We start from the raw sequence: 20088 nt of genomic DNA, 5'->3' as shown, positions 1-20088 counted from the left end.
CTCTGAGGCCGTCACGCCTCTGGGGCGTCGGCGGGGCGCAAACCGGTGAAGCCCTCGGCCGAAGCCGCGTACGCGGCGAGGATACCGGCCACGGCCGGGGAATTGTGGATCATTCCCGTGAGCGCGCGCTGGACGGCGTCGGCCAGCGGCACCCACTCGACCGCCATGCCGATCTCCTCGTGCTCCGGGACGAAGCCGTTCTCCTCCTCGGGGATCGGCGTCAGGTCGCGGGCGAGGAAGACCCGGATGCGCTCGTCCGTCATGCCGGGCGAGACGAGCAGGTCGACCAGCGTGTGCCAGGTCCCGGCGCGGTGGCCGGCCTCCTCGGCCAGCTCCCGCGCGGCGGTCTCGGCCAGCGGCTCGCCCTCCACGTCGCGCAGGCCGGCGGGCAGCTCCCACAGCAGCCGGCGCACCGGGTGGCGGTACTGGCGGATCATCAGCACCCGGTCGTCCTCGTCGAGGGCGACCACCGCGACCGACCCGACGTGCCGGGCGTAGTCGCGGTCGGCCACCGTGTCGCCGGGCATCCGTACGGTGTCGGTGACGACCTGGAACACCCGGCCCTTGAAGCGCTCGACGGAGGCGACGACCTCCCACGCCTCGGGCGTGTCCTGCACCCTCACTTGGCGACCTTGGACGTCACGCGGCTGTCGGCGTAGACGAGGGAGGCGCCGATCAGGCCCTTGAACATCGGGTTGGCGCGCGTCGGCCGCGAGCGGAACTCGGGGTGGGCCTGGGTGCCGATGAAGAACGGGTGGACGTCGGCGGGCAGCTCGGTGTACTCCACCAGGCGGCCGTCGGGCGACAGCCCGGAGAAGACCAGCCCGACCTTCTCCAGCCGGTCGCGGTAGGCGTTGTTGACCTCGTAGCGGTGGCGGTGGCGCTCGTCGGCCTTGGCCTTGCCGCCGTAGAGCTGGCGGGCCAGGGTGCCCTCGCCGAGCTTGGCGGTGTAGCTGCCGAGCCGCATCGTGCCGCCCATGTCGCGCTCGCCGGCGACGACGTCCTCCTGGTCGGCCATCGTGGAGATGACCGCGTGCTTGGTCTCGGGGTCGAACTCGGCGGAGTTGGCCTCGGCGATGCCGGCGAGGTGGCGCGCGGCCTCGATGACCATGCCCTGCATGCCGAGGCAGATGCCGAGCAGCGGGATCTTGTTCTCGCGGGCGTGGCGGATGGCGCCGATCTTGCCCTCGATGCCGCGCACGCCGAACCCGCCGGGGATGAGCACGCCGTCGACGCCGTCGAGCTCGCGCGCGGCGCCGTCGGGGGTCTCGCAGTCGTCGCTCTTGACCCAGCGGATGTTGACGCGGGCGTCGTTGGCGAACCCGCCGGCGCGCAGCGCCTCGGTGACCGACAGGTACGCGTCGGGCAGGTCGATGTACTTGCCGACCAGCGCGATCGTGACCTCCTTGGCGGGGCGGTGCACGCGCCGCAGGAGCTGGTCCCACTCCTTCCAGTCGACGTCGCGGAACGGCAGGCCGAGCCGGCGCACCACGTACGCGTCGAGGCCCTCGGTGTGGAGCACCTTGGGGATGTCGTAGATGGAGGCCGCGTCGACGGCGGAGACGACGGCGTCCTCGTCCACGTCGCACATCAGGCTGATCTTGCGCTTGATCGCCGTCTGCACGGGACGGTCGGAGCGCAGCACGATCGCGTCGGGCTGGATGCCGATGCTGCGCAGCGCGGCGACGCTGTGCTGCGTGGGCTTGGTCTTGAGCTCGCCGGAGGGGCCGATGTAGGGCAGCAGCGACACGTGCAGGAAGAACACGTTGTCACGGCCGACCTCGTGCCGGATCTGGCGGACCGCCTCCAGGAACGGCAGCGACTCGATGTCGCCGACCGTGCCGCCCACCTCGGTGATGACCACGTCGACGTCCGGACCGGCCATGCCCCGGATGCGGTCCTTGATCTCGTTGGTGATGTGCGGGATGACCTGGACGGTGTCGCCGAGGTACTCGCCGCGCCGCTCCTTGGCGATGACGTTGGAGTACACCTGGCCGGTGGTCACGTTGGCCGACCCGTGCAGGTCGGTGTCGAGGAACCGCTCGTAGTGGCCGACGTCGAGGTCGGTCTCGGCGCCGTCGTCGGTGACGAAGACCTCACCGTGCTGGAACGGGTTCATGGTGCCGGGGTCGACGTTGAGGTAGGGGTCGAGCTTCTGCATGGTGACCCGGAGCCCGCGACCCTTGAGCAGGCGGCCGAGGCTGGATGCCGTGAGCCCCTTGCCGAGACTGGAGGCGACACCGCCGGTGACGAACAGATGCTTGGTTTGCGATGCGCTGCGCAAAGGGGCTCCCGTGGCTCGAGGCGTGGTCGAACTGTCCACGGGCTCTCAGGATATCAAACAACGTCCCCGACATGCCCGAACGGTATGACCTAGCGGTAACTTTGGGCGTTATGTCATGCGTACGGCGGGCGATGGGCACGCTGATCCACCGTGCCTACACGGCGATCCGCGACGCCGGGGCCATCACCCCGGCGAGTCCCGCGGGCCATGCTTTCCGCAGGCTCGGCGAGGGGGCGAAGATCGCCTTCCCGCCCGGGGCGATCTTCGGCGAGCGGTGGATCGAGATCGGCGACCACACGCTCGTGGGCGAGCGGGTGTCGCTGTCGTGCGGCATGATGCCGGGCGTGGACCTCGGGCCGGGCTCCATCCTGCGGATCGGCGGCGGCTGCTCGATCGGCCGCGGCTCGCACATCGTGGCGCACCAGTCGATCGACATCGGCGACGACGTCTTCACCGGCCCGTACGTCTACATCACCGACCAGAACCACGTCTACGACGACCCGGACGTGCCGATCGGGCGGCAGTGGCCGCGCAACGCCCCGGTCGCGATCGGCGCGGGCTCGTGGCTGGGGGCCGGGGCGATCGTCCTGCCCGGCACGCGGCTCGGCCGGCACTGCGTGGTGGCCGGGGGCGCGGTGGTGCGGGGCGAGTTCCCGGACCACAGCGTGGTGGCGGGGGTGCCGGCGCGGCTGGTGCGCACGTACGACCCGGAGCTGGGCTGGCACGCGCCCGGCGACCATCCCCCGGAGCCGGGCGGCGCACAGGCGGACGTCTCGGGGGCGACCCCTGAGCGGGCGGACGGCGTGATGGATCGTCCGGGACTGGACCGAACATCGTTCTGACGGTTAGCGTCGGTCCATGCGCACCGCCATCTGCGAGCGTCTGGGTGTCGAGTTCCCGCTGTTCGCCTTCAGTCATTGCCGCGACGTCGTGGCCGCGGTGACCAACGCCGGCGGCTTCGGCGTGCTCGGCGCCATCGCGTACACGCCCGAGCAGCTCGACACCGAGCTCACCTGGCTCGACGAGCGGGTGGGCGGCCGGCCGTACGGGGTGGACGTGCTGCTGCCCGGCAAGGTCGACGCGCAGGCGCTCGACCACGAGGCGCGCCTGGCCGACGCCGTCCCCGAGCGGCACCGCGACTTCGTCGCGCACCTGATGGGGAAGTACGGCGTCGGCGGAGCGGGCGGTCCCATCGGCGGCCCCGCGATCGGGTCGCCCGACGAGCTCGGCCGGCGGGTCACCGCGGCGGGCGCGGCCGGGCTCATCGACGTGGCGCTCAAGCACCCCATCGGCCTGGTCGCCAGCGCGCTCGGCCCGCCGCCGCCCGAGCTGGTCGCGCGGGCCCGCGAGGCCGGGGTGCCGGTCGCGGCGCTGGTCGGCACCGTCGAGCACGCGCGCAGGCAGGTTGAGGCCGGCGCCGACGTGATCGTGGCGCAGGGCACCGAGGCCGGCGGGCACACGGGCGAGATCTCCACGATGGTGCTGGTGCCGCAGGTGGTGGACGCGGTCGGCCCGGTGCCGGTGCTGGCGGCCGGCGGGATCGCCTCCGGGCGGCAGATGGCCGCCGCCATGGCGCTGGGCGCCGAGGGCGTGTGGTGCGGCTCGGTCTGGCTGACCACCGAGGAGGCGGAGACGGCTCCGGCGGTCAAGCGCAAGATGCTGGCCGCCTCGTCGCTCGACACCGTCCGGTCCCGCTCGCGTACGGGCAAGCCGGCCCGCCAGCTCCGGTCGGCGTGGACGGACGAGTGGGACTCCGGCCAGGAGAGCCCGGGGCCGCTGGGCATGCCGCTCCAGCTCCTCATCGCCGAGTCGGCGATGGCCCGCATCGGCGCGGCGGCCGAACGGGGCGAGCCCGGGGCGCTGGAGCTGGCCAACTACTTCGTCGGCCAGGTCGTGGGGCAGCTCGACCAGGTCCGGCCGGCGCGCGAGGTGGTGTACGCGATGGTGAGCGAGTTCGCCGACGCGGTGGAGCGGCTCGGCCGGCTGTCCGGCTGACGCGTACCGTCCCGTCCGCCTGACGCGTACCGTTCCTCCGGGAGGGCGCGGGATCGGCGTCCGCGGGGCAGACTGGATCCATGCTCGCTGCTCTGACGGGGCTCGGATTGTCGACGGCCGCCGGGCTGAACGCCTACATCCCGCTGCTCGTGGTGGGGGTGCTCGCCAACCTCACCGACGCGGTGAAGCTGCCCGACGGCTACGCCTGGCTGTCCAACTGGGGCGTGCTCGCCGTCATCGCGGTGCTCCTCGTCGCCGAGATGGTGCTCGACAAGGTGCCGGCCGTCGACACCGTGAACGACATGATCCAGACCGTGGTGCGTCCCGCGTCCGGCGGTGTGGTCTTCAGCGCCACCAGCGCCGCGGCGGAGCTCGACCACTCCACGTGGATGGCCGAGAACCCGTGGGCCGGATGGGTGCTCGGCATCGTGCTGGCCCTGGCCGTGCACGCCCTGAAGGCGGCCGCCCGCCCGGTGATCAACGCGGGCACGGCCGGGGTGGGCGCCCCCGTGGTCAGCACGGTCGAGGACGCGGGGTCGCTCGGCATGAGCCTGGCCGCGGTGTTCGCGCCGGTCGTGGCGCTCGTCGGGGTGCTGCTGTTCGGGCTGTTCGCGTGGTGGGGCATCCGCAAGGCCCGGCGGGTACGGGCCCGCCGCAGGGCCGCGCGCGCGTCGTCCGCGGGCCTCGCGTCATCGTCCGGGCCGGCGTCATCCCCCGGGGTGACGGGGGCTCCGCCGCGAGGATGACGACCCGCGGGTCCGCCCGGCCGTACGATCGCCGTGCGTAAGTGACGGGAGGACGCGTGTGGGCGCTCAGTGGCCCCCGCCTCAGCGCCCACACGTTCCCCGCCGGGCTTCCCCCGCCTCAGCGCTCCGGCGTGAGGTGGTCGGCCAGGATCTCCCGCACCCATCCGCTCACGACCTCCACGAACTCCGCGGGCCGCTCCTCGTGCAGCCGGTGGCTGGAGCCCTCCCAGCACACGACCTTCGACCCGGGGTGCTTGAGCAGCCCCGCCTCCCAGACCGCGCGCGCCGGGTCGGCCCAGATCGACAGCACCGGGCAGCGGCGGCGGGCCAGGTAGTCGTCGCTGGCCGGTCTGACGCCCATCGAGCCGGGCAGCGCGAACATCGCCTCGAACGCCTGCGCCAGCACGTGCGCGGGCATCGCCTCCAGCCTGCGCCGGTGCCAGCGCCGGATGACGGCGGGCGTGGCGGCGTTCGTGCACCACCGGTCGAGCCGCAGGGCCACCTCGGTCGCCCGCTCGCCGCGCAGCCCCTCGATCGTCCGGGCGAAGCCGCGCGCGATCTCCGGCCCGACTCCGTACCCGGGATCGACGGCGACCACGCCCGCGACCCGGCCGGGATGCTCGACGGCGAGGATGGAGACGATCTGGCCGCCCATGGAGTGGCCGACCGCGAACACCTCGGGCACGCCCAGGGCGTCCAGCAGCGCGACGAGGTCCGCGGCCATGGCGTGCGGGGTGTTGCCCTCGGCGGGGACCGACGAGTAGCCGTGGCCGCGCAGGTCCACCGCGATCACCCGGTGCTCGGCGGCGAGCGCGTCGATGTGCCAGGACCACTGGTGGGAGTCGGCCCCCCAGCCGTGCACCAGCAGCAGCGGCGGCCCCGCACCGGCCCCGTCGTCGGTGTGGAACAGCCTGACCGCGCCCTGGTCCGTCTCGACCGTCCTGTACGGCACCGGCTCGCCTCCTCGCGTCCGCTCTCCCGAGGAGGGAACCACAGCGGCGGGTTCCCGATCAAGAGCTTGCTTGGTCACCGGGCGGCCACGCGCGCGTCCCCGGCGCACTATTCTCGAAGGCGTAACGGCGAACCGGGAGGTGGGCGCAATCGGCGAGGTCCTCTTGATCGTGCTGGCGATCCTGGCCTTCCTCCTCCTGCTGACCGGCGTGGGCGTGTACGTGCTGGTCAAGGTGGGGCGCAAGGCCGCGGTCAAGGCGAAGCAGGCCACCACCCGGCTGACCACCCACGTCAACGCCATGGGCCCCGGCGAGGCGGCCGAGGTCGAGCGGCTCAGGCTCGACCTGCGGCGCGAGGTGTCGCTGACCCGGCAGGCGGTCGAGACCGCGCAGCAGCAGGGCTGGGGGCTCGGCGACCTGCCGCACCTCCTCGCCGACCTGTCGCGGCAGGCGGAGGTCCACGACGCGCAGCTCGGCATGTACGCCCAGCAGCTCCGCGTGTCCGCGTACATCGACCACGCCACGCTCGGCAAGCTCCGCGAGCACCAGGCCAAGCTGACGGCGATGTGCGCCCGCATCCGCGCGGACCTGCTCGGCCACCAGGTCCAGCACGCCTCGGCCGGCATCGACGACCTGCGCGCCCGCACGGACCTGGAGATCGAGGCGCGGCGCACGACCGCCGTCCCCGACCCGCTGGACGAGATCGACCACCTCTACCGGCGCACCATGGAGCAGCGCAGAGAGCCCTCCTGACGACTACTCTGGGTGGCACAATCGTTCCACGGCGTAAGCTCTGCGAGGAGGCACAGCGATGAGTACGGCCCTTCCGGAGTGGTTCTACCCCGGCCCTCCCGGTGGATGGACCGCCGACATGCTGGACCACCTGCCCCCCGACGCGCCCCCGCACGTCGAGCTGATCGATGGGTCACTCGTCATGATGTCACCGCAGACAGCCTTTCACATGCTCATGCTCCGGCTGCTTGAGCAGTCGCTGAAGCCTACACATGAGCTTGTGGTCGCCAGGGAGATGGCGATCACCCTGGGGCTGCGCCAGCGCCCAGAGCCAGACATCCTTCTCGTCAAACGTTCGGCGTTCACGAACAAGGTCACGACCTTCAAACCGGAAGACGTCCATCTCGTCGTTGAGGTGGTCTCTGACGAGTCCCGCGACAGAGATCGCACCACCAAGCCCATCAAGTACTCCAACGCGGGCATCAAGCACTTCTGGCGGGTGGAGGAGGAAGAGGACCTCCAGCCCGTGGTCTACACGTTCGAGCTGGAGCCCGCCGTCAAGGCGTATGTGCCCACCGGAGTCCACCGCAAGAACCTGCAGACCTTCATCGGTTTCGACGTCGACATCGACCTCGACCTCAAGCAGGTCATCGGCTGAACATTCGCCGAGTCCTCCACGCTCATCTGGATATCCGCTCCTCCCCCACCGGCAGGCGCGCCGCGCGGGCGGGAGGGGGCGGGCTGGGCAGGCCGCCGCTGAGCGTGTCCTCGGGGCGTACCGCCAGGTTGGAGTCCCTGATCCAGTACGACCGCAGGCGCCCGGAGTCGCGCAGCAGCCGGTGCAGGTAGCGGCCCACCAGGGCCACCGATGCGAGGGTCAGCCCGGAGAGCAGGAGCTGGGCCGGAGCGACGAGCGGCAGGCCGTACCCGAACAGCGCCGCCACCGCGAGCACCGGAGCCAGCAGGCCGCCGAGCGCCGCCGCGGCGTACACCGCGTTGAGCGGCCGCCAGGAGAAGCCGAAGAACAGCTCGAAGGAGTGCGCGGCCAGCCGGGCCAGGCGCAGCCGCGAACGGCCCGCGGTCCGCGGCCGGTGCGTGACCGGCACGGCGGCGTACCGGGCGCCGACCAGCGGGACGGCCGGGATGAACCAGGGCAGCCGCAGCTCGGTGATCGTGCGGGCGACGCCGGTGCGCACGAGCCGGAAGGTGGAGGCGCCCCGGGGCATGTCGATGCGGAACACCCGCCTGGCCGCCCAGTGCAGGCCGGCCGAGCCGGCCTTGCGGACCAGCGGGTCGCGCCGCCCGCGCCGCCGGCCGAAGACCACGTCGTAGCCCTCCTCGGCCTTCGCCAGCAGCGTCCAGATCTCCTCGGGCGGCACCTGGAGGTCGGCGTCGCACTGGACGGTCCACGGCCGCCCCGCGTACCGGAACCCGGCCGCCATGACCGCGTCGATGCCGAAGTTGCGGGTGAACGACAGGTAGCGCACCCGCGGGTCCGCCTCGGCCAGGCGGCGGATCCGGTCGAGGGAGTCGTCGGTGCTGCCGTCGTCGACGAAGAGGATCTCCAGGTCGCAGATCTCCGCGAGCGCGGCGGTCAGCTCGGCATGGGCCGTCTCCACCTGCGCTCCCTCGTTGTAGCAGGGCACCAGCACGGTCAGCCCGGTGTTCACATGTGCCTCCTCAGCACCGTTCCGAGGACGAATCCCTGCGCTCCCAGCGCGTACACCGCTCCCGCCGCGCCCGCGAACGGGATCACCAGCGCACCCAGCGCGGCCACCACGGCCCAGGACAGGACGACGGCCTTCGCGCAGGCGCGCAGCTCGGTCTGGCCGGTGTTCTCCAGCACGAACACCACCAGGCCCGCGAGCGCGTTGGCGGGCAGCAGCGACGCCAGCAGCCCGCCGAGCGCGACCAGGGAGCGGGTGCCGGCCAGGCCGCCGGCCAGCACGGCCCCCGCGAGGACCAGCCAGACGCCGCTGACCGCGATCGACAGCGCGGCGACCCGCCGGGCGAGCGCGCGGACCTGACCGGCTCCGGACGAGCCCATCCGCAGCGCCAGCCGGGGCTGGTAGATCCGCTGCAGCGTGTAGACCACGGACGTGGCGAAGCCCCAGCCGAGGATCATCATGTAGAAGTCGCCGCTCTGGTCCGCGTGGGCGGTGAGCGAGAGCTCCACGAAGAGCGTCCCGACCGTGGCGTTGCCCATGACGTCCACCGCGCCCATCAGCACCACGGTGCCGGCCACGATGCCGCGCAACGTCCGGCGCGGCGTCCCTGCCCCGTGCGACGCCTCGGCTCCGGCCGCTGCCCCCCGGGGCAGGCCGCGAAGCAGCGCCACGTTGAGCGCCGTGACCAGGGCCAGCAGCCCCGCGAGGTAGCCGGCGGGCCGGATGTGCGCGGTGAACGCCAGCCCGGCCATGCTGATCATGCCGACGCCGAGCAGCGCGAAGTGGGCGGTGTCGCGGGCGTACCGGCCGAGGGCGCGGTGCAGGGCCACGCCGAGCATGCCGCAGCCGAGGGCGACGTAGTAGGCGATGCTCAGGAGGTAGGTCGTGACTCTGGAGTGGGGGGCGAGGACGAGCCCAGCCGCGGCCGCCGCGGTGAAGGGCAGCGGGACGCGGGCGACGACCATGCGCAGCATCCCGGCGATCTGGTCACGGGTACGGCGGGCGCGCGGGATGAGCGTGAGCGCGGCCTTCTCGGGGCCCGACTGGACGACCATGCTCAGCCAGCCCGCCGCGCCCACCGCCGCCGCGTACGCGTTGAAGTCCTCCCGGCTCCACGCGGCGACCAGCACGGCCGCGGAGCCGTACAGCAGGAGGCGGAAGGTGGCGCGGCCGCCCAGCAGGGTCAGCAGGCGGCGCGGGCCGATGCTGTGCAGCGCGGCGGCGGTCACGAGGCGTCCAGCCGGGTGCCGGCGTCGGGGCCCAGGTCCGAGTCGGGGCCCAGGTCCGGGTCGGGGCCCAGGTCCGGGTCGGGGCTGGGGGCCGGGTCAGGGGTCAGGTCGGCCGCCACGGTCTCGCGCAGGGGACGCTCGCCGGTCTTCAGGTAGGCCAGCAGGGCGTGCCGGACGCCCTCGTCGCCGAACCGCTCGCGCACCCCGGGCACCGACGGCCCCTTGTCCACGCCGAACAGCGCGCTGAAGAGGGTCCTGACCTGCTCGGTGGTGAACGACCGGGGCGGCGTCAGCAGCTCCTCGACGGCCGCCGGATCCGGGTCGGGGGCGGGAGCCGCCTCCAGCCAGGTGGTGGAGCGGCCCGCCGTGGCGAGCCAGCGGCGCAGGTGGCCGATCCGCTCGGCGACGACGGCCGGATCCGCGCCGGCCAGCCTGGACGCGGCCAGCCCGGCGTCGTAGCAGGTCGCGTGGAGGGCGGCGCACACCTTGGAGAACGCCGGCGGCTTGACGGGCAGCCGGTCGAGGGGGACGCCGCTGAACCGCTCGACGGCGGCGCGGGCCTCGGGTGAGCTGCGGGCGGCGGCGACGAGGGCGTCGAAGTCCTTGTACCAGCGCGCCAGCGTGGCCCGGTCGGGCGCGTCGGGGACCGGCTCCGGACCCGTCTGCGCGCGCACCCAGCGGACCATGCGAGCCGGCATGAACGCCGCCAGCGGATCGCCGTCCAGGTCCACCCCGTCCGGATCGCCGCCCAGGTCCGCCCCCTCCGGATCGCGGCCGGCGGCCGACGTCTCCAGATCATCGGCCCCGGAGGCGGGCACCGGATCCGGGGCCGCCGCCAGCGGTCCACGGCCGCCGTCGCGGCCGGGCACCGGGAGCAGGTCAGGCCCGGCGGGCCGGGCGGGCACTGCGGACCCGTCACGCACGGAGGGCCCGGCGGGCGCGGAGGGCCGGCCAGGCACTGCGGACCCGTCAGGCAAGGAGAGCCCGGCGGACGCGGAGGGCCCGGCGGGCGTGGAGGGCCCGGCCGGCGTGGGAGGCCGGTCGGGCGCCGGGCGCGGGCCGGGCCGGAACACCGCGCCGCAGGAGCGGCAGGAGTAGCGGACCGGCCGCAGGGGCCGCCGGATCAGCGAGGGGTGCGGGTGCCCGCACTGCACACAAGCCGATGCGGCGTCCACATCAGAAACGTCCACGTCAGAAACGTCCAAGGGTCAGTAGCATGCGACGGCCAGAAACATCCGAGGGGCAGAAACGTCCGGGGGTCAGAAACGTCCGAGGTCAGAGGGGTACGGCCAGCGCCGACGAGGGGACCAGCTCGGCGCCGAGGGAGCTCTTGGCCTCCGCCTGTCCCTTGCCGAGGACCAGCCCCGCCTTGCCGGCGGCGACGGCCCACTCCACCATCCGGACGTAGCCGTCGAAGTAGAGGTGCTTGCGCCCGCCGTCCTCCGGCGTGACGGCGCCCCAGCTCAGGCAGACGGGCCAGCGGGGGTGGTCCAGGATCAGGGACAGGCCGAGGAGCCGCCCCTCGCGGCCGCGGTAGGCGATCGCCACGACCTCGTCGCCGCCGACCAGGGCCTCCAGGTACGGCAGCGGCAGGGGCGCGAGGGGGAAGAGCCGGTTGCGGTGCTTGAGGTCGTTGGCCGCGCGCAGGGCGGCGGCCTCCGCCGCGGTGACGAACTCGCGGGCGGGACCGACGCCGATCGACAGGCCCGGGTCGGCGGCGAAGCTTCTGGCGCGACGCCTGAGGGATTCGCGGCGGGCGCGGTCGAGACCGGCGTACCAGCCGTCGAGGCCGGTCCACGGGGTGGCCAGCCGGGCGAGCGGCGCGGTCGGCAGGCCGACCCGGACCAGGCCGGGCAGCAGCGCGGGCTCGCCGGGCGACACCTCGCGCCACACGACGCTCCGCCAGCCGGGGCCCAGCTCACGGCGGACGCCGCGGACGTAGCCGCGCAGCAGCTCCCGCCGCCGTTCCGGTTCGAGGTCGCCGGCGAACCACCATCCCTTCTGGGACCGGTTGCCGGGCGCGTGGACGTCGAGGATCCCCGCCGGGTCGCGGCGGGCCGAGGCGTAGACCCCTCTGCTGGGCCGGATGCCGCGCAGGGACGCCGACACGGCGCCGACCGCGACGCCGTCCTCCCGCAGGACCGTCAGGAGGACGGGCGCCTGGGCCGCCCAGGCGTAGGCGCGCAGCAGGTCGTAGCGCCAGGTGACGCACTGGCCGGCCGCGGTGCGCAGCCGTTCCCAGCCGGCGGGCTCGGGGTCCTCGCGGGGGTCGAGGATCTCCAGGGTGAGGCTCATCCCATCACCCACCGGGGAACGGCGACCAACGACATCGGGACGTACTCGAAGCCCAGCGACCGCTTGACCTCCGTCATGCCCCGCCCGCACAGCAGTTGCTTCCGGCCCGTCTCGACGGCGGAGCGGACGATGCGGACGTAGCTGTCGAAGTACAGGCCCTTGAGCCCGCCTTCCTCGGGGCGCAGCGCCGCCCACGGGCCGTACACGGGCGCGTCCGGATGCTCGTACACGATCGCGAAGGCCAGCAGCCGCTCCCCCGAGCGGTAGGAGATCACGTTGACGTCCTCGCGGCCGAGCAGGGCGGCGAAGTACGCGGCGGGCAGGTCGGCGCGGGGGTCGAGGCGTGCGGCCAGGCGTGCTGTGTGCGTCCGGTTCAGCTCGGCCATCTCGGCCGGGTCGAGGTCCGGCCGTGCCGTCCCCTGGTCCACGGTCACGTCGGCCTCGGCGATCCGCCTGCCCTGGCGCCGCAGTTCCTGTCTGCGGCTCTGACTGAGGGAGCCGAGCCATCCCTCCACCGACGACCAGCGCAGTGGCATGGTCATGCTGCCCGGCGACTCCCGGATGAGGGCGCCCCGGCGGACGACGAGGGGCAGGCCGGGCCCGGTCACCATGCGGTACAGCGCGCCCACGAGCCCCCATCCGAGGTGCTGCCGCGCCGCGCGCTCGAACTGCCGCAGCAGCCGCGCCCGGGCCTCCGGCGTGACGTCCTCGGCGAAGTGCCAGGTCGGCCCGTTGGAGTGAGCCGGCAGGCGGACGTCGAGAAGGATCGGTTCCCGGCCGGGCCGCGGCCGGCGGGCGGAGTTCGGTAATCGCAGCCCGACGCAGACGGCCCCGACGATCCCGACGACGCGCGGGCCGTCGCGGAAGACGGCCAGCAGAGGGCGCGCCCACGATCCCTCGGACGACGCGGCGATGACGTCGTAGGCCCAGACGGCGGTCAGGCCCTCGGCCTGCCGAAAGTCCTCCCAGCCGGGGGGCTCGGGGTCGCGGCAGGGGTCCAGCAGTTCCAGGTGCACGGGGTTGCCCTCGATGGCGAAATGATCACAACATGGACACAAGGCATTGGTTGGACACGATTGTCGCAGAATATGTCTCCAGTGATCACCGTCGTGCGCGTCCGACACCCTTGATGCGCGCCCCACAACCGTGCACTCATATTCAAGGGACGGCATGAAGGTTGGAGTAACCGGCGGAAACGGGTTCATCGGCCGGTATGTGTGCGAGGAACTCGCGTCGCGCGGCCACGTTCCGCTCGTGTTCGATCACAGAGGGCGCGCGGAGCGCGACCTGCCCTGGGAAGTCATGCGAGGCGACATTCGGGACGCCACCGCCATGACGGAATTAGCGGCACATTGTGACGCAATCGTACATTTGGCGGCTGTTCTCGGCACTCAGGAGACCATCACCAATCCGCGGCCGGCCGCCGAGACCAATCTCATGGGCGGGCTCAACTTCCTGGAGGCCATCGCCCAATACGACCTGCCCGGCGTCTACATCTGCGTCGGCAATCACTGGATGGACAACAGCTACTCCATCTCCAAAACCGCAGTTGAGCGGTTTGTCCGGATGTTCAACGCCCACCGCGGGACGCGGGTGAACAACGTCCGGGTGGTCAACGCCTACGGCCCCCGCCAGCAGGCCGCGCCGCCGTTCGCCCCGGGCAAGGTCCGCAAGATCACGCCCGCCGTCGTCTGCCGCGCGCTGAGCGGCCTGCCCGTCGAACTGTACGGCGGCGGCACCCAGGTCTCGGACATGGTGTGGGTCGGGGACGTGGCGCGGGCGCTCGTCGCCGCCCTGGAGGCGGCCGCCGCCGGAGAGGTCCTCGACCACGTCGTCGAGGTGGGTCCCACGACCTCGTCCAGCATCCGCGAGGTCGCCGAGCTGATCATCGACCTCTGCGTGGCCCGCGGCTACCCGCGCGTGCCCATCGCCGACCTGCCGATGCGGCCCGGCGAGACGCCCGGCACGGCGGTGACGGCGCAGACCAAGACCCTGCTGTCGGTGGGCATCGATCCCAGCTCGCTCGTCTCCCTCGAGGAGGGCATGGCGCGGACCGTGGACTGGTTCATCGAGAACCGCGGGATCCACTGGGACGTCCCGGACACAGAGACCGGCACAGAGACCGGCACAGAGACCGGCACAGCGACCGGCACGGTGGCCGGCGCGTGAAGCGGCTCGTCATCCTGGGCGGCTCGGACGGGACGATCAGTTCCTTCCGGGCCGCCCGGCGGCTCGGCCTGGCGACCGTATGCGTCGACATGCGCGCCGACGCCCCGGGGGTGCGCGAGGCCGACGAGTTCCTGCACGTCAGCACCCGGGACGTGGAGGCGGTCACGGCCGCGCTCCGCGACCGTGACGACGTGGTGGGCGTGCTCGCCCCCGGCACCGACATCAACCTGCCGGCCCTGGTCGAGGTGACGCGACGGCTCGGCCTTCCGGGCGGGCTGTCCGACGCCGCCCTGCGGGTGTCGGTGGACAAGGCGTACTTCCGCGAGGTGTGCGAACGGCTGGGCCTCGGCGGGCCCGCGTACGTCAGCGGCACCGCCCACGAGGTCCTGCGCGAGGCGGGGCGGCTCGCCTTCCCTGCCATCGTCAAGCCCGTCGACTCCGGCAGCTCCCGGGGGATCACGGTGTGCGCGGACCCGTCCGGGCTGGCCGGCGCCGTCGAGGCCGCCGCCGCCGTCTCCCCCTCCGCGACCGTGATCGTCGAGGAGCTGGTGATCGGCCGCGACCTGTGCGGGGAGGCGTTCCTCCAGGACGGCCGGGTGGCTCTGCTCGGGCTGAGCGACCGCGTGGTGGCGGCTCCGCAGGTCGTCGCCGTCGGCCACGACATGGCGCCGCGCGACGAGGCGCTGACCGCGGAGGTCACCCGGCAGCTCGAAGCGGTCTGCGCCGAGGTGGGCTACACCGACGGCCCGCTCAACCTCGACCTCTTCCTCACCGGTGACGCCGTCGTGCTCATCGAGATGGGCGCGCGGATCGGCGGCAACGGCCTGGGAGAGGCGCTCGGCCTCATGTACGGGGTGGACACGGTGGCGGCGGCCGTCCTGCTCGCCATCGGGGAACGCCCCGACCTGGCGCCCCGGTGGAGCCGCCACGCGTCCGTCCGCATGCTGCGCTCCGGCTCCGCGGGCACCCTCCTGGCGCTCCACGGGCTGGACGAGGCGCTGGCGCTGCCCGGGGTGGCCGACGTGGTGGTCACCACCCGGCCGGGCGAGCCGGTGGTGCCGTACACGGAGTGCCGGGCCAAGCTCGGGTACGTGCTGGCCTCCGGGGAATCGGCCACCGCGGTCGCGGAGGTGCTGGCGGCCGTCGAGGACACGGTCCGGGTCAGCGTCGATGCCCGCTGACTTCTCGGTGCGGCGCTGGGAGCGGGCCCGTCGCCGGGTGGTCGCCACGGCCTTCCTGCGGGTGCCCTTCTACCGTGACCAGTGGGCGGCGGCGGGGCGGGCTCTGGCCGAGCCGGAGCCCACGCCCTCCGCCGCGCTCGCGGACCAGCTCCATCGCCTGTGTCCGTTCGCGCGGCCGTTCGACCCGTCGCTGGAGCCGTCGCCGTGGATCGGCGACGGACGGGACCTGCGCGACGCCCTCGCCCTGGCGGGAGCGCCGCGCCGGGCGCCCGTGCTGGAGGTGCGGCCCGCGGTCCTGGACCGGCGCACGCTGGCCGGCGGCGTGCTGCCCTGGGGCGGCGGCCGCCGGTACGGGGTGCTGCTCGCGCCCGGGGCCAGGGTCGTGGACGGGGCGCGCCGCCGCGCCCTCGACGCCGCCGCGCTCGGCCTGGCGGCCGAGGCGGGGCAGGCGATCGTGGTGGGCGAACGGGCCGCCCTGGACGCGGTCCTGCCGCAGCTGGAGGGGGTACGGGTCTGCGCGGTCGAACGTGTGCCCTTGGGGCAGGCCGTACGAGCGGCGCGGGCCGCGGCGGCCGCCCGGACGCCTCAGACGCGCGTCGTGGGTGGCGTGGTGCCGGATCGCGTGGTGACGGGTCGCATGGTGACGGGTCGCATGGTGACGGATCACGCGGCGCCGGATCACGCGCTGACAGGTCACGCGGTGCCGGATCACACGGCGGCGGATCAGGCGCTGACAGGTCACGCGCTACCGGGTCACGCGGCGGCGGATCGCGCGGTGCCGGGTCCCCCGTTCACGGATCACGCGGTGGCGGCGGGCGCGATGGTCGCTCATGACCCGCACCTCGGCTATCTGGCCGCGGTGGTTCCCGCCTGCGGGCAGGTGCACCTGCTGTGGCGGCACGTCCACGCCCGCCCGTTCGAGTCACCCGGCGGCCCGACGGTGGGGCTTACCGCGCTGCGCCGGCGAAGAGCCGCGCTGGTCAACGTGGTTCCCGACGACGCCGAATCGCTGACCACCGCCCTGTGCCCCGCGCACGGCACCCCCGTCGTCACGCCCCCCGTCCAGCCGGGGCCGCTCCCCCGGCTCGCACCCCTCGGCTCCACCACCCAGATCTCCTTCACGACACACTGACAGGACCCCATGCTGCTCACTCCGACCCCGAGGCCGTCCACCTCGTTCTGGCGCGACAACGGGGCCGCGCTGCTCATGGGAGCCGTGGCCCTCGCGCTCGCCGGACTGGTCCGTTTCGTCATCCCCTACGAGCGGGACATCACCTCGGTCTGGATGCTCCTGGTCAAGCTGACCCCGCAGCTCGCCGCCTGCCTGGCCGTGGCCTGGCTGGACGTGGCCTGGGCGCGGTGGCTGCGCCTGCACCTGGTGGCACTGCCCGCGATCTTCCTGGGCTTCCTGTGCTACTTCGTGCCGAAGACGTTCATGATCGCGCTGGACATGGTGGACGGCGCGGCCGAGTTCGAGGACCTCTACCTGCACGTGGTCGTGTTCGTGCCGTTCCTCATCATCGGGCTCGTGCTGGCGTACCGGGCCGGCGGCGGCTCGCGGGAGGGTGTGCTGCGGATCGGGGCGGCCATGACGATCCTGCAGATGTCGGGGCTGGAGGACCTGATGGCGGTCCTCATGAACCGGCGGCTGAACGGCATCCCCGAGGTCTGGGACTGGGCGCACCACATGACGGTGCGGCTCGGCCACCCGGCCACCCGGGGCGAGGCGTACGCGTTCATCGTCGTGCACGTGGTGCTCGCCGTGCTCGCGCTGGCGCTCCCCCGGCGGTGGTTCGCCGGGCTCGGCCGCCGGCTGCGCCCGGGCCGGGCCCGCACCAGCGCCTAGCTCGGTCGAGCCGCCGCCGGCCGGTCAGTCTTCCCGCGTGCCGTAGTGGTGGACGGCTTCCTCCTCAGCGCCTGTGGAGGAGTTGGTGTAACGGTCGATGTGGGTCACGCTGCCGTACTGCCCGGCGCGGAAGGTCCACTTCCAGTTGCGGCGCCGGGCGGCCGGGCTGGTGGTCACGGTGTAGGTCCAGCAGGCGTTGATGGCGATCGTCTCCAGCCCCGCGCCCAGGACATCGAAGCGATCCGGACATTCCTCCGCGTAATCCTCGTCAAGGGAGTACCGGAAGACCTTGAGCGGTGATTCCGGGGCGATCGTGAGAACGTCCGCCTTGACGTGGCATTCCTCGAATTCGACTTTCCTCAGGGGCGCCGTCGCACCGATGACGATCTGCGGACCGCCGACATACTTGGACTCCACCAGTTTCAGGTCCCGCAGGGCCGGATGCGCGAACACCGAGTCGTTGAAGACGACCCTCTGGACGTCCAGTGTCTGCAGATGGGGACAGTGAACCGCGAAGTCGACACCTCGCAGATCGGCGCGCAGGTAGTCACCCTGGCGGGGGCGCAGCTTCAGGATACGAAGGAGTTCTCCGTGCTCCATGAGAAAGCGCGCCACCCGCTCACGTCCGGCCTCGTCGAGATCTGTGGCGTGCAGGCTGATCGCTCCAGGTTCGATGTCGGCTACAGCGTCAAGGAGCGAGATGTTCTTCGGTGATATGCGGCGAGTGATGAGCTTCGGGGTGGTCATTCACACACATTTTCGCATCAAGATCGATCCGACCTGATCTTTGCGAAAAATGCCCGGCCCCGTCAGCTGATCCCGGCCTCCTTCATGTCGCGCAGCTCCCGCTTGAGCTCCTTGATCTCGTCGCGCAGCCGGGCCGCCACCTCGAACTGCAGGTCGGCGGCCGCCTGGTGCATCTGCTCCGTCAGCGACTCGATCAGCGACTCCATCTGCGCCCGCGGCATCTCGCCCGCGATGGCCTTGGCGTGCTGGCCGGCCTGCTTGGCGGCGAAGCCGGGCACCGGCGCCTTGCCGCGCGACTGCTGCCGCCCGCCGCCCATGAGCTGCTGGGTGTCGGCGTCCTCGCGCTGGAGCGAGTCGAGGATGTCGGCGATGCGCTTGCGCAGCGGCTGCGGGTCGATGCCGTTGGCCTCGTTGTAGGCGATCTGCTTGGCCCGGCGCCGGTTGGTCTCGTCGATGGCCCGCTCCATCGACGGCGTGATCTTGTCGGCGTACATGTGGACCTGGCCGGAGACGTTGCGGGCCGCGCGGCCGATCGTCTGGATGAGCGAGGTCTCCGAGCGCAGGAAGCCCTCCTTGTCGGCGTCGAGGATGGCGACCAGCGACACCTCGGGCAGGTCGAGGCCCTCGCGCAGGAGGTTGATGCCGACGAGCACGTCGAACTCGCCGCTGCGCAGCTCGCGCAGCAGCTCGATGCGGCGCAGCGTGTCGACCTCGCTGTGCAGGTAGCGCACCCGGATGCCGAGCTCCAGGAGGTAGTCGGTGAGGTCCTCGGCCATCTTCTTGGTCAGCGTGGTGACCAGGGCGCGCTCGTCGCGCTCGGCCCGCTCGCGGATCTCGTGGACCAGGTCGTCGATCTGCCCCTTGGTGGGCTTGACGACCACCTCGGGGTCGACCAGGCCGGTCGGGCGGATGACCTGCTCGACGACGTCGCCCTTGACCCGGCCCAGCTCGTACGGGCCCGGCGTGGCCGACAGGTAGACGGTCTGGCCGATGCGCTCCAGGAACTCCTCCCACTTCAGCGGCCGGTTGTCGAGCGCGGACGGCAGCCGGAAGCCGTGCTCGACCAGGGTGCGCTTGCGGGAGGCGTCGCCCTCGTACATGGCGCCGATCTGCGGCACCGTCTGGTGCGACTCGTCGAGGACGAGCAGGAAGTCCTCCGGGAAGTAGTCGATCAGCGTGTTGGGGGCGCTGCCGGGCTCGCGGCCGTCCATGTGCCGCGAGTAGTTCTCGATGCCGGAGCAGGTGCCGATCTGCCGCATCATCTCGATGTCGTAGGTGGTGCGCATGCGCAGCCGCTGCGCCTCCAGCAGCTTGCCCTGGCGCTCCAGCTCGGCGAGCCGGTCGGACAGCTCGCTCTCGATGCCGCGCACGGCCGCGGCCATCCGCTCCTCGCCCGCGACGTAGTGGGAGGCGGGGAAGATGTAGAGCTCCTCGTCCTCCGTGATCACCTCGCCGGTCAGCGGGTGCATGGTGGACAGCTTCTCGATCTCGTCGCCGAACATCTCGATGCGGACGGCGAGCTCCTCGTACTTCGGGATGATCTCGATCGTGTCACCGCGCACCCGGAAGGTGCCGCGGGTGAAGGCGAGGTCGTTGCGGGTGTACTGCATGTCGACGAGGCGGCGCAGCAGCCGGTCGCGGTCGATGTCCATGCCGACGCGCAGCCGGGTCATGCGGTCGACGTACTCCTGCGGCGTGCCCAGGCCGTAGATGCAGGACACCGAGGCGACCACGATGGTGTCGCGGCGGGTGAGCAGGGAGTTGGTGGCCGAGTGGCGCAGCCGCTCGACCTCGTCGTTGATCGAGGAGTCCTTCTCGATGTAGGTGTCGCTCTGCGGGACGTACGCCTCGGGCTGGTAGTAGTCGTAGTACGACACGAAGTACTCGACGGCGTTGTTGGGCAGCATCTCGCGCAGCTCGTTGGCGAACTGGGCGGCCAGCGTCTTGTTGGGCTGCATGATGAGCGCGGGGCGCTGCAGCCGCTCGATGAGCCACGCGATGCTGGCGGTCTTGCCCGTGCCCGTCGCGCCCAGCAGGACGCTGTCCTTGGCCCCGGCCGTGACGCGGCGCTCCAGCTCGGCGATGGCCGTCGGCTGGTCGCCCGAAGGAGTCATCTCGGTGACGACCTCGAAGGGCGCCACCTTCCGCTGCAAATCAGTGACCGGTCGCATGTTGCCACTGTAGGTCTCGCCACCGACAGAACCGCCACGCGCCCGGCCTCGGCGTACGGGGGCTCCGCTGCAAGCG

Annotated in this window: 19 protein-coding genes; 9 read left to right on the top strand and 10 right to left on the bottom strand. The window is 72.5% G+C overall.

Features of this window, described 5'->3' with window-relative positions:
• Positions 1 to 11: 11 nt before the first annotated feature.
• Both HTZ77_RS23665 and HTZ77_RS23660 read right to left on the bottom strand, forming a co-directional pair.
• Positions 12 to 623, bottom strand: a complete 612-nt coding sequence (locus HTZ77_RS23665; RefSeq protein WP_175591869.1) for an NUDIX domain-containing protein — start codon at positions 621 to 623, stop codon at positions 12 to 14.
• The gene (locus HTZ77_RS23660; protein ID WP_175591868.1) at positions 620 to 2284 is read right to left on the bottom strand and encodes a CTP synthase; all 1665 of its coding nucleotides are present in this window, start codon (positions 2282 to 2284) and stop codon (positions 620 to 622) included. The genes HTZ77_RS23665 and HTZ77_RS23660 overlap by 4 nt, the downstream gene beginning before the upstream one ends.
• 110 nt (positions 2285 to 2394) lie before the next feature.
• On the opposite strand from HTZ77_RS23660, the gene HTZ77_RS23655 reads away from it, so the two are divergent.
• The 3 genes from HTZ77_RS23655 to HTZ77_RS23645 all read left to right on the top strand — a co-directional run bounded on the left by HTZ77_RS23655 (position 2395) and on the right by HTZ77_RS23645 (position 5025).
• Positions 2395 to 3126 carry an acyltransferase gene (locus HTZ77_RS23655; protein ID WP_235995050.1) on the top strand — a complete coding sequence of 244 codons (732 nt, stop codon included), beginning with the start codon at positions 2395 to 2397 and terminating at the stop codon, positions 3124 to 3126.
• A 16-nt stretch (positions 3127 to 3142) separates the two neighbouring features.
• Positions 3143 to 4279: an NAD(P)H-dependent flavin oxidoreductase gene (locus HTZ77_RS23650; protein WP_175591867.1), complete on the top strand. Its 1137-nt coding sequence runs from the start codon at positions 3143 to 3145 to the stop codon at positions 4277 to 4279.
• 80 nt (positions 4280 to 4359) lie between these two features.
• Positions 4360 to 5025, top strand: a complete 666-nt coding sequence (locus tag HTZ77_RS23645) for a DUF4126 domain-containing protein (RefSeq protein WP_175591866.1) — start codon at positions 4360 to 4362, stop codon at positions 5023 to 5025.
• A gap of 118 nt (positions 5026 to 5143) precedes the next feature.
• Here HTZ77_RS23645 and HTZ77_RS23640 read toward each other — a convergent pair whose 3' ends face one another.
• Positions 5144 to 5977 (bottom strand): alpha/beta fold hydrolase, encoded by an 834-nt coding sequence (locus HTZ77_RS23640; protein WP_175591865.1) that lies wholly within the window; start codon positions 5975 to 5977, stop codon positions 5144 to 5146.
• 169 nt (positions 5978 to 6146) lie between these two features.
• Here HTZ77_RS23640 and HTZ77_RS23635 point away from each other — a divergent pair, with 169 nt between their 5' ends.
• Positions 6147 to 6728 carry a hypothetical protein gene (locus HTZ77_RS23635; protein WP_328808754.1) on the top strand — a complete coding sequence of 194 codons (582 nt, stop codon included), beginning with the start codon at positions 6147 to 6149 and terminating at the stop codon, positions 6726 to 6728.
• 118 nt (positions 6729 to 6846) lie between these two features.
• A complete protein-coding gene (locus tag HTZ77_RS23630; protein WP_235995049.1) occupies positions 6847 to 7365 on the top strand; it encodes a Uma2 family endonuclease in 519 nt (172 codons plus the stop codon).
• Between the two features lie 22 nt (positions 7366 to 7387).
• Here HTZ77_RS23630 and HTZ77_RS23625 read toward each other — a convergent pair whose 3' ends face one another.
• From HTZ77_RS23625 to HTZ77_RS23605, 5 genes are all read right to left on the bottom strand, one after another.
• A complete protein-coding gene (locus tag HTZ77_RS23625) occupies positions 7388 to 8377 on the bottom strand; it encodes a glycosyltransferase family 2 protein (RefSeq protein ID WP_328808728.1) in 990 nt (329 codons plus the stop codon).
• A complete protein-coding gene (locus HTZ77_RS23620) occupies positions 8374 to 9603 on the bottom strand; it encodes a hypothetical protein (RefSeq protein WP_175591862.1) in 1230 nt (409 codons plus the stop codon). Before HTZ77_RS23620 ends, HTZ77_RS23625 begins: the two co-directional genes overlap by 4 nt.
• Entirely contained in the window at positions 9600 to 10526 is a 927-nt protein-coding gene (locus HTZ77_RS23615) for a hypothetical protein (protein ID WP_175591861.1), read from the bottom strand. The genes HTZ77_RS23620 and HTZ77_RS23615 overlap by 4 nt, the downstream gene beginning before the upstream one ends.
• A gap of 352 nt (positions 10527 to 10878) precedes the next feature.
• The gene (locus tag HTZ77_RS23610) at positions 10879 to 11898 is read right to left on the bottom strand and encodes a GNAT family N-acetyltransferase (protein WP_175591860.1); all 1020 of its coding nucleotides are present in this window, start codon (positions 11896 to 11898) and stop codon (positions 10879 to 10881) included.
• Positions 11895 to 12914, bottom strand: coding sequence for a GNAT family N-acetyltransferase (locus HTZ77_RS23605; RefSeq protein ID WP_175591859.1), 1020 nt, complete (start codon positions 12912 to 12914; stop codon positions 11895 to 11897). The genes HTZ77_RS23610 and HTZ77_RS23605 overlap by 4 nt, the downstream gene beginning before the upstream one ends.
• Before the next feature lie 154 nt (positions 12915 to 13068).
• Here HTZ77_RS23605 and HTZ77_RS23600 point away from each other — a divergent pair, with 154 nt between their 5' ends.
• The 4 genes from HTZ77_RS23600 to HTZ77_RS23585 are packed head-to-tail and all read left to right on the top strand — an operon-like array spanning position 13069 to position 17094.
• Positions 13069 to 14067, top strand: coding sequence for an NAD-dependent epimerase/dehydratase family protein (locus HTZ77_RS23600; RefSeq protein WP_175591858.1), 999 nt, complete (start codon positions 13069 to 13071; stop codon positions 14065 to 14067).
• Complete coding sequence (locus HTZ77_RS23595) at positions 14064 to 15248, top strand: ATP-grasp domain-containing protein (RefSeq protein ID WP_175591857.1); 1185 nt, start codon at positions 14064 to 14066, stop codon at positions 15246 to 15248. The genes HTZ77_RS23600 and HTZ77_RS23595 overlap by 4 nt, the downstream gene beginning before the upstream one ends.
• Positions 15238 to 16380, top strand: a complete 1143-nt coding sequence (locus tag HTZ77_RS23590) for a hypothetical protein (RefSeq protein ID WP_175591856.1) — start codon at positions 15238 to 15240, stop codon at positions 16378 to 16380. The genes HTZ77_RS23595 and HTZ77_RS23590 overlap by 11 nt, the downstream gene beginning before the upstream one ends.
• A gap of 9 nt (positions 16381 to 16389) precedes the next feature.
• Complete coding sequence (locus tag HTZ77_RS23585) at positions 16390 to 17094, top strand: hypothetical protein (RefSeq protein WP_175591855.1); 705 nt, start codon at positions 16390 to 16392, stop codon at positions 17092 to 17094.
• A 24-nt stretch (positions 17095 to 17118) separates the two neighbouring features.
• Here the strand turns inward: HTZ77_RS23585 and HTZ77_RS23580 are convergent, their stop codons facing one another.
• Complete coding sequence (locus HTZ77_RS23580; protein WP_175591854.1) at positions 17119 to 17841, bottom strand: hypothetical protein; 723 nt, start codon at positions 17839 to 17841, stop codon at positions 17119 to 17121.
• Positions 17842 to 17903: 62 nt separating this feature from the next.
• Positions 17904 to 20012, bottom strand: a complete 2109-nt coding sequence (gene uvrB, locus HTZ77_RS23575; RefSeq protein WP_205303295.1) for an excinuclease ABC subunit UvrB — start codon at positions 20010 to 20012, stop codon at positions 17904 to 17906.
• Positions 20013 to 20088: the final 76 nt, after the last annotated feature.

Origin of the sequence: Nonomuraea montanisoli (assembly GCF_013363975.1) — a bacterium.
Taxonomy (GTDB): domain Bacteria; phylum Actinomycetota; class Actinomycetes; order Streptosporangiales; family Streptosporangiaceae; genus Nonomuraea; species Nonomuraea montanisoli.
Note: the sequence above shows the minus strand (reverse complement) of the source record. Positions and strands in the feature narration are given on the sequence as shown.